8 protein-coding genes and 1 pseudogene are annotated in these 5,769 nt (G+C 66.0%); 1 reads left to right on the top strand and 8 read right to left on the bottom strand.

The features are described 5' to 3' along the window. Nucleotides 1-36: 36 nt before the first annotated feature. The 6 genes from XM48_RS00290 to XM48_RS00315 all read right to left on the bottom strand — a co-directional run bounded on the left by XM48_RS00290 (nucleotide 37) and on the right by XM48_RS00315 (nucleotide 4,666). Complete coding sequence (locus tag XM48_RS00290; RefSeq protein WP_231580748.1) at nucleotides 37-726, bottom strand: RraA family protein; 690 nt, start codon at nucleotides 724-726, stop codon at nucleotides 37-39. 79 nt (nucleotides 727-805) lie between these two features. Beyond that, nucleotides 806-1,369, bottom strand: a complete 564-nt coding sequence (gene msrA, locus XM48_RS00295; protein WP_046453773.1) for a peptide-methionine (S)-S-oxide reductase MsrA — start codon at nucleotides 1,367-1,369, stop codon at nucleotides 806-808. Continuing rightward, nucleotides 1,366-1,842, bottom strand: coding sequence for a peptide-methionine (R)-S-oxide reductase MsrB (gene msrB / locus XM48_RS00300; RefSeq protein ID WP_046453774.1), 477 nt, complete (start codon nucleotides 1,840-1,842; stop codon nucleotides 1,366-1,368). The genes msrA and msrB overlap by 4 nt, the downstream gene beginning before the upstream one ends. Nucleotides 1,843-1,968: 126 nt before the next feature. Next, nucleotides 1,969-3,417: a cysteine--tRNA ligase gene (cysS, locus tag XM48_RS00305; protein WP_046453775.1), complete on the bottom strand. Its 1,449-nt coding sequence runs from the start codon at nucleotides 3,415-3,417 to the stop codon at nucleotides 1,969-1,971. A 3-nt stretch (nucleotides 3,418-3,420) separates the two neighbouring features. Continuing rightward, the gene (locus tag XM48_RS00310; protein WP_046453776.1) at nucleotides 3,421-4,284 is read right to left on the bottom strand and encodes a DNA-3-methyladenine glycosylase; all 864 of its coding nucleotides are present in this window, start codon (nucleotides 4,282-4,284) and stop codon (nucleotides 3,421-3,423) included. Between the two features lie 7 nt (nucleotides 4,285-4,291). After that, complete coding sequence (locus XM48_RS00315; RefSeq protein WP_046453777.1) at nucleotides 4,292-4,666, bottom strand: VOC family protein; 375 nt, start codon at nucleotides 4,664-4,666, stop codon at nucleotides 4,292-4,294. Nucleotides 4,667-4,743: 77 nt separating this feature from the next. On the opposite strand from XM48_RS00315, the gene XM48_RS00320 reads away from it, so the two are divergent. Beyond that, nucleotides 4,744-5,181, top strand: a complete 438-nt coding sequence (locus tag XM48_RS00320; RefSeq protein ID WP_046453778.1) for a MarR family winged helix-turn-helix transcriptional regulator — start codon at nucleotides 4,744-4,746, stop codon at nucleotides 5,179-5,181. On the opposite strand, the gene XM48_RS00325 is transcribed toward XM48_RS00320, so the two are convergent. Both XM48_RS00325 and groEL read right to left on the bottom strand, forming a co-directional pair. Next, entirely contained in the window at nucleotides 5,171-5,524 is a 354-nt protein-coding gene (locus XM48_RS00325) for a hypothetical protein (RefSeq protein WP_046453779.1), read from the bottom strand. The two genes, XM48_RS00320 and XM48_RS00325, sit on opposite strands and share 11 nt — an antisense overlap. A gap of 70 nt (nucleotides 5,525-5,594) precedes the next feature. Next, a pseudogene (gene groEL, locus XM48_RS18625) lies at nucleotides 5,595-5,769 on the bottom strand (chaperonin GroEL); the annotation flags it as partial.

A 5,769-nucleotide genomic window follows, 5' to 3' on the forward strand; every position in this document is an offset into this window, starting at 1 on the left:
ATGGCGCAACAACACCACACCGCCCGGAGCGTGACCTCACCGCTCGTGTGCCAGACCGCTGCGGTCTTCCCGCGCGATCAGATCACGGGACGCGGCGTCGTCGGCACGGACCCGATGGGCGGTCTCGAGCACATCGTCGATGTCATTGTCGGGAATGACGACGGCTCCCGAAGAGTCACAGAAGATGTACTGGCCCGGATAGATGCCCACTCCGTCGATGACGACGGGGATATTCGCCTGAAACGGCGTGACCACTGCGCCGCCCCAGGCGACGGCCTCTCCCGAGCACCAGGCGGCGAACGGTTCCTCGGCCAGCTCGTCGAAGTCGCGAAGGTGCCCGTCAGTCAGCACACCGGCGAGGCCGACGTTGGTCGCACGGGAGAGCTTTGTCCCACCGGCGAGAGACGTCGAGTTGTGGCCGTTGCTGGCCATCACGAGGACTGTGTTGCCGGGATCGGCCGGTGATGCGTCGACGGCCTGGTGGAACAGCCGCCCGAAGGTGTATTGCTCCGGGTCGAGTACGGCATGGCACGTCGGGAAGAAGGAGATCGTCACGACGCGCCCGAACAGGATGCGTTCGGGTGTCGGACTGACAAGCCCGGTGATATGGGCGCGGTGACGGTGCTTCCGGCCAAGGGCATCGGTCAGGTCCGCGCACGTCAGACCCGCGGCCGACGCTGCGCGACGTCGCTCCCCCGCGTTCTCTTCATCGTTGTTCACGGTCACTCCGCATCATTCCTCCGTCACTGATGCCGCGGGGGGCGCGCCACCGACTCAGCGGTGACACGCCCCCACGGGGACATGGTCAGACGGAAGCCTCCGTCGCCTCGATGCGGCGGGGCAGGACCCAGCCGGCACGAGGGTAGTGGCAGTTGTAGCCGTTCGGATACCGCTGGAGGTAGTCCTGGTGCTCAGGCTCGGCCTCCCAGAACGGGCCGGCTGGCTCGATCGTCGTGACGGCCGAGCCTGGCCACAGGCCGGAGGCATCGACGTCGGCGATCGTCTCCTTGGCGACCTGCTCCTGCTCGGGGGTGAGCGGGAAGATCGCCGACCGGTAGCTAGTACCGATGTCGTTGCCCTGACGGTTCAGGGTCGACGGGTCGTGGATCTGGAAGAAGAACGCCAGGATGTCGCGGTACGTCGTCTGCGCGGGGTCGAAGACGATCTCCACGGCCTCGGCGTGGCCGGGGTGGCTGCGGTAGGTGGCGTGGTCGTTCTGCCCGCCGGTGTATCCGGCGCGGGTGCTGATCACGCCCGGCTGCTTGCGGATCAGCTCGTCGACGCCCCAGAAGCAGCCACCGGCCAGGACGGCCGTCTCGGTGCCGGGTGTGCGGGTGACCTCTCCGGTGTCGTGAATTCCACTGGTCATGATGCGTGCTCCTTCGTAGTCGTGGTGGTGGTCTCGAACAGTGAGCGGAACTCTCCATACCCCTCGGCCTCCAGGTCGGAGACGGGGATGAACCGCAGCGCGGCGGAGTTCATGCAGTAGCGCAGGCCGCCGGCGTTCGCGGGGCCGTCGTCGAAGACGTGTCCGAGGTGGCTGTCCGCCCCGGTGGAGCGGACCTCCGTGCGGGGCATCCAGAGAGATCGGTCCGTCTTCGTGTGGACGGCGTCAGAGGCGACCGGCTTGGTGAAGCTGGGCCATCCGGTTCCGCTGTCGTACTTGTCAGTGGATGAGAACAGGGGCTGCCCGGAGACGACATCCACATACAGGCCGTCCTCGTGGTTGTCCCAGTACTCGTTGCGGAAGGCCGGCTCGGTGCCGTCCTTCTGGGTGACGCGGTACTGCTGGTCATTGAGGCGGCCCAAGGCCTCAGAAGTCTTGCTGTAGTCGTGCGACACGATTTCCTCCTTGTCCGGCGCCGCTGGCTGCGGCGTCACTGTTGATAACGCCGGGGTGACGTGGTTTGGTCCCGTAAGCCTGGGAATGGGCTGTGACTTCGAGAATCCTCCTGTTGTTGTTTCGGATCATGCGCTACCTGCTTCACCGAAGGCCCAGGTCGTGCCTGACTCGCTGTCGCTGAGTACGATGCCGGCGGCGTCGAGTTCGTCACGGATACGGTCTGCCGTACGGAAGTCCCTGGCCGTGCGGGCCTGGGCTCGCTGGTCGAGCGCTTGTGAGATCAGGATCTCCAGCGCGCGCTCGGCCTGCAGGGGTTCAGCCGTTGATTCACCCCACGGGCTCTCGTGCGGGTTGATGCCGAGGACACCAGTCATGGCGAGCACGGCGTCCCGCGCGTCGGTGCCGACCCTCGCGTCGTGCTGGGCGAGGGCAGTGTTACCCCGCCTGACCTCGTCGTGGAGGACGGCGAGGGCCATGGGGATGTTGAGGTCGTCATCCAAGGCGTTTCGGAATGCGACCGGCAGCATGCCCGCATCCGCCGTCGGCCTCGAGTCGTTCGCGCTCCGGGCGATGAAGTCTTCGATCCTGCGCATCGCTACCGCGGCTGCTCGCAGGGCGGAGTCGGTCAGTTCCAGGTTCGACCGATAGTGGGCCGATCCGAGGTAGTAGCGCAGATCGACAGGACGCATGTGCCGCAGAAGATCGTCGACGGGTGTCGCGTTGCCGAGGGACTTGCTGATCTTGTCGCCGCCGGACGTGACCCAGCCATTGTGCATCCAGTAGCGCGCGAATCCGTATCCGGCGGCACGGGACTGCGCCTGCTCATTCTCATGATGAGGAAAGCGCAGGTCGAGCCCTCCACCGTGGATGTCGAAGCTCTCTCCCAGGTAGCGGAGGATCATCGTCGAGCAGCTCAGATGCCATCCCGGGCGTCCCGGCCCGTAAGGCGAATCCCATGCCGCGCCCGCGGCACTCGCCTCTCCTACCGCCACATCTGAGGGAACGGATTTCCAGAGCGCGAAGTCGCGAGGGTCGCGTTTCCCCGTCGCCTGATCGGCATGTTCGTCTCCGGGGAGAGTGCCGGTCTCCTGTGAGGTCAGAGAACCGTAGTCAGGCCATGATGAGACGTCGAAGTAGACGTCTCTCTCATCGTCTCCCGCTCGGTACGCGTGGCCTCGTTTGATCAGCCGGTCGATGAACGCAAGCATCTCGGCGGTATGCCCCGTCGCGCGCGGCTCGATCGTCGGCGGCAAGATACCGATCATGCGATAGGCGTCGGCGAACGCCCTCTCCTGGCGAGCAGCCCACGCCCACCATGGAACGCCCGCCGTGTTGCTCGCAGCAAGAATCTTGTCGTCCAGGTCGGTGATGTTTCGGACCAGGGTCACGTCGAGCTCGTGGCCGATCTGGAGCCATCGTCGCAGCTGGTCGAAGACCACTGCCGAGCGGAGATGGCCGACGTGTGGCGGAGCCTGAACGGTCGGACCGCACAGATAGATGCCGACGCGACCCGGTCGCAGGGGCGCGAACGTGCACAACGATGATGTTCCGCTGTCGAAGAGCCGTAACGTCATCGATCAGCTCATCTCACGGGTGCGCTGCTCTCGGAGCGCACGGAGGTGGACCGCGGCCCAGGAGCGGAAGGGGCGCCAGCGTTCTGCGACCTCCTCAAGCAGCGATTCGGGCCCGTACTGGTAGGAGATCTCGGCGTAAAGGCAGCGTTCCGCGCGCGGAAGGACGTCCTGGGCGTTGGCGCCGCGGATAAGGACGAGGTCCGCGGCGAACGGTCCGATGCCTGTCACCGTGAGGAGCTCGCGGCGAGCCGATTCTTCGGGCGTAGTTCGGAGCCGGGGACCGTTGAGCAGTCCGGTGAGCGCAGCCTCGGCGACAGCCCGGAGATAGTCTGGCTTCCGACCGGGTAGGTCCAGTTCTCCGGCGTCGATGGCGCGGATGAGCGCATCGGGCGCGGGAAAGGCCCCGTCGTCCCCGTGCGCGACGATAAGGTCGCGGCGGACTCGGGCAGCAACCGGGACGTGAGTGCGCTGCGACAAGACGCACCAGGCTGCGGCTTCGTAGGGCGAATGGAAGCCGCACGGGCGATATCCGGGGAGAGCCCTTTGGGCGGTGGCGATGATCGGGTCGCGATCGCCGACAGCCGGCCATGTCCGCGCGTCCACATCAAGAGAGAGGAAGCGGCGCACCTGCTCAGCTGCTGCGGCCAGATCGCCAGTGCCGGACAGGCTGATCTGGGCGCTCTCCCCGCACTGGGTGACGCGGGCGGACACGGACGTCCAGTCATGCTCGCTCATAAAGCGCGCAGAGAGAACGTCCGGGTCGCCGCCGGCCGCGATCGCGGTAGGGGTGAACTCTTCCCAGAACCGCTTGCTGGTGCGCAACGACCACGGCCCGAGCACCGGGACCGAGAGGGCGTGCTGCACCATCGTCGTGTCAGGCGCGGGCGTGAATGGTGACGACGTAGCCGTCGGGGTCACGGAATGAGAACTGCAGTCCGAACGGCCCCTCGAACGGTTCCTGCGCGATCGCCACTCCCGCGTCGACCAGGCGTGCATGCACGCCTTCCGCGTCGTCGTTGTGGAACCAGACTCCGGTGCCGGCGCCGAGCTGAGGGATGGTGTCGAGATCCACACCGGGGAACGGGTCGCGGACGGCGAACGCGGCTCCTCCTGCGGAGAAGACGGTCGCTGCTGGGTTCGAGTCTGGGAGGCGCGTGAGTCCGACGACCTCCTCGTAGAACTTCGCGGAGACGGCGCGGTCCCGCACCTGGAAAGAGACGAAGTCCGGGCCGGTGGTTGTTGCTGCCATGAGCAGGCTCCTGTTCTGTTCGATATCGCCAGTGTCAATATCCTGACACTGGCTGGAGCGTGTGTCAAACTATTGACATGGATGCATTGGACCGGAGCCCGGAGTCGCTCGGGGTACTGATCAAGGAGACGCAGTCGCTCCTGAACCAGCGAATGGACGATCGGCTTCGCCCGCTGGCGCTGAGTGTGCCGCAGTACGCGTGCTTGACCGCCTTGCAGGACACGCCAGGCATCACGAGCTCCGAACTCGCCCGGCGCGCGTTCGTGTCTCGCCAGTCGATGAACGTGCTGCTTCAGGGGCTGGAGAAGCGGGGACTGGTCACCCGCTCGAGTGATCCTGGGCCCAGGCGAGAACGGAGCGTGGTGCTGAACGATGCCGCAGAACTCCTCCTCGAACGCGCACATGAGGAAGTCTCCTCGGTCGTTCATCGTATGACCGTGGAGGTTGAGCCGGTGGAGCGCGTCCGTCTTTACGAGCTTCTGACCCGCTGCCGCGACGCCCTGCTCACTCCTTGACGGCACTGTCAGGCCCGGGGAACTGATACCGGCCGATGGCGCTGTAGGACCCGCGGCGGAAGCGGAGTCCAGCGATCCGCCCGTCTTCGACGAGCCAGCGCAGTTCATAGCACGCGCGGTAGTCCGGCGGCCAGAAGGAACAGAACTGCCCCTCTGCATCCACGTACCACTCCCCCAACGTGGGTCTTCCGTTCTCGACGTACACGGTCTTGCCGTCCTCGGCGAATGCCTGCGTTGCCCCGTCCTCGTACAGGATCGATGCGGCCGTCAGCGCGCGAGGGATATCCGGTGCTCGAACTTCCTCCGCGTCGATGACGGTGAGGTCAGACAGCGGCTCGTTCATCAGTACGTCTCCTCTGGCCTGATCTGCTGCGGGCGGTCCACTCGGCTGTCGTCCTGGGTCTCATCGGGGCGCGGGCGGTGCCGAGCATGTCGAGGGTGGCGTTCTCGAGCTTGAGGCCGACCTCCTCCGAGATGACCTGGCCGCCGGTCAGGCTCGCGATGTCCTGCAGCATGGCCTTGCGACGGTCGCCGAAGCCCGGAGCCTTGACGGCGACGGACTTGAAGATGCCGCGGAACTTGTTGAGC

Source organism: Leucobacter sp. Ag1 (assembly GCF_000980875.1).
In the GTDB taxonomy this organism is placed as follows: Bacteria; Actinomycetota; Actinomycetes; order Actinomycetales; family Microbacteriaceae; genus Leucobacter; species Leucobacter iarius.

What these genes read in the sequence shown, in the direction of transcription:
- XM48_RS00325 (WP_046453779.1), bottom strand. Translation starts at nt 5,524, where the DNA reads ATGAACGAGCCGCTGTCTGACCTCACCGTCATCGACGCGGAGGAAGTT.
- XM48_RS00320 (WP_046453778.1), top strand. Translation starts at nt 4,744, where the DNA reads ATGGATGCATTGGACCGGAGCCCGGAGTCGCTCGGGGTACTGATCAAG.
- cysS (WP_046453775.1), bottom strand. Translation starts at nt 3,417, where the DNA reads ATGACGTTACGGCTCTTCGACAGCGGAACATCATCGTTGTGCACGTTC.
- msrA (WP_046453773.1), bottom strand. Translation starts at nt 1,369, where the DNA reads ATGACCAGTGGAATTCACGACACCGGAGAGGTCACCCGCACACCCGGC.
- XM48_RS00315 (WP_046453777.1), bottom strand. Translation starts at nt 4,666, where the DNA reads ATGGCAGCAACAACCACCGGCCCGGACTTCGTCTCTTTCCAGGTGCGG.
- XM48_RS00310 (WP_046453776.1), bottom strand. Translation starts at nt 4,284, where the DNA reads ATGGTGCAGCACGCCCTCTCGGTCCCGGTGCTCGGGCCGTGGTCGTTG.